Source organism: Protofrankia sp. Cr1 (assembly GCF_963555865.1).
In the GTDB taxonomy this organism is placed as follows: Bacteria; Actinomycetota; Actinomycetes; order Frankiales; family Frankiaceae; genus Protofrankia.
In genome coordinates this window covers 1-1494 of record NZ_CAUVXO010000344.1, presented here as the reverse complement: position 1 = coordinate 1494, position 1494 = coordinate 1, and the positions used below count along the sequence as shown (strand labels likewise).

Sequence of the window (1494 nt, the reverse complement as noted above, 5' to 3'; positions counted from 1 at the left end):
CCGGAGGTAGCGAGTTCGAGGGCGTCGAGAAGCCGTCTGCGTAGCGAGTCGGGGATGTGGCCGTTGCCGAGGCCGGACTGTCGCTGTCTTTCGCTCAGCAGCGCCAGTTGGTCGCCGCTGAGGTAGCTGCGGGCGGCCGGGTGGGTGAGAAGGTTGCGGGCGGCGTAGGCGTCCCCGCTCTCCAGGGCACCGTCAATGATCGTGTCGAGAACTGGTCGCAGTTGCTGGGAGGTGTCTGCGAGGTCGAGGAGGCACAGGCCGAGCTGGATGTGGAACGTCAGGTGTACGGGGTCGTTTGGCGGAAGGAGATCATCGATCGTGCTCCTGTCGTCGTCAGGGGTTTGGCGACCTGTGAGGTGCCGGTCGAGGAGGCCGAGGCAGGTGGCGACGGCCTTCTCCCAGGGCTGGATGATCGTTGTGGTGGTGAGTAACTGCTCGGCGGTGTGATGGTCTCGGTGGGCGTGGTGGGCGAGGATCGCGGTCTGGCGGCCGTCGAGGAGGCGCTGGCCGATGCCCTTGTGGCGGTGGAGGTGGTCCAGGGCCATGGTCCAGTGGCCGGTTCGGGTCAGGGCGCGGGAGCCGTCGGCGAGCAGGACGGTCCATAGCCAGCGGACGGTCTCGGGGTGGTCGGTGGCAGTGACGAAGTCGTCGAACGCGAATGTCTGACCGTCGATGGTGGCGGTGGTTCTTGCCGTGACTGCGCCGTAGAGCGTGGTGAGCATCTGGTAGGCGGCGAGGCCGTCTCCGGCGCGTAGCCGCAGCCGAGCCAGGTTGATCAATGGTTGGAGGGCGAGTTTCGCCGTCGCTGCGTCGAGCGGGCGGCGGAGCGGGAGGGTGTCGATCTGGTGCCAGCAGAGGCGGCGGGCGAGGTCGGGCAGGCCGCAGTCGCTGGCGATCAGCGCGCCGAGGTTGTGGGCCTCGGCTGCGCGCAGCAGCGCGTCGTCTTCTCCGCGGCGGTCCCGGGTGAACTCGGCAGACAGACCCTCGCCGAACGCCTTGCCGACCCGGGCGCCGTACAGGCGTGCGTGCGGGCCACCATTCGTGATGTTGTTTCATGACGCGATTAGTACCACTTTTGGCCACGGAGCATGGCAGTATGGACGCAAGGTGTGACGTGGTGGGCGAGCACGGCGCGCAGTCCGCGCTGAAGCTGTCCAGCCTCGGGCCAGCTGCGCCAGTAGCTGACCGGCGGGCTCGAAGGCGGCGATCCAGGTGTCGCTGGTAGCCGAGCAGGCGCAGGGTACGGCGGAAGGCGTCGGCGGGTGGACTTCAACGCTCCGCCTCTGCCGATCTGGGGATACGTCGATGGATGCGGGCAGCGTTCGCGGCGGTGCCCACACGCAATGCCGTATCTGTGATCAATCCACTACTATGGACATGTCCCGCTTGGAATGGGGCCAGCGACGATGAGGGGAAGGGGCGTGGCGTCGTCATGGGCAAACCCGGCCAACGGGTTGAACAGGACGAACTGCGCGTTCGGATGCGCGCGGTCGG

At 67.5% G+C, this 1494-nt stretch carries 1 protein-coding gene and 1 pseudogene; one reads left to right on the top strand and one right to left on the bottom strand.

Features of this window, described 5'->3' with window-relative positions:
* Positions 1 to 779: pseudogene (locus U9980_RS20825) on the bottom strand (hypothetical protein); the annotation flags it as partial.
* A gap of 3 nt (positions 780 to 782) precedes the next feature.
* On the opposite strand from U9980_RS20825, the gene U9980_RS20820 reads away from it, so the two are divergent.
* A complete protein-coding gene (locus tag U9980_RS20820) occupies positions 783 to 1058 on the top strand; it encodes a hypothetical protein (protein WP_322769460.1) in 276 nt (91 codons plus the stop codon).
* The last annotated feature ends 436 nt before the right edge of the window (positions 1059 to 1494 follow it).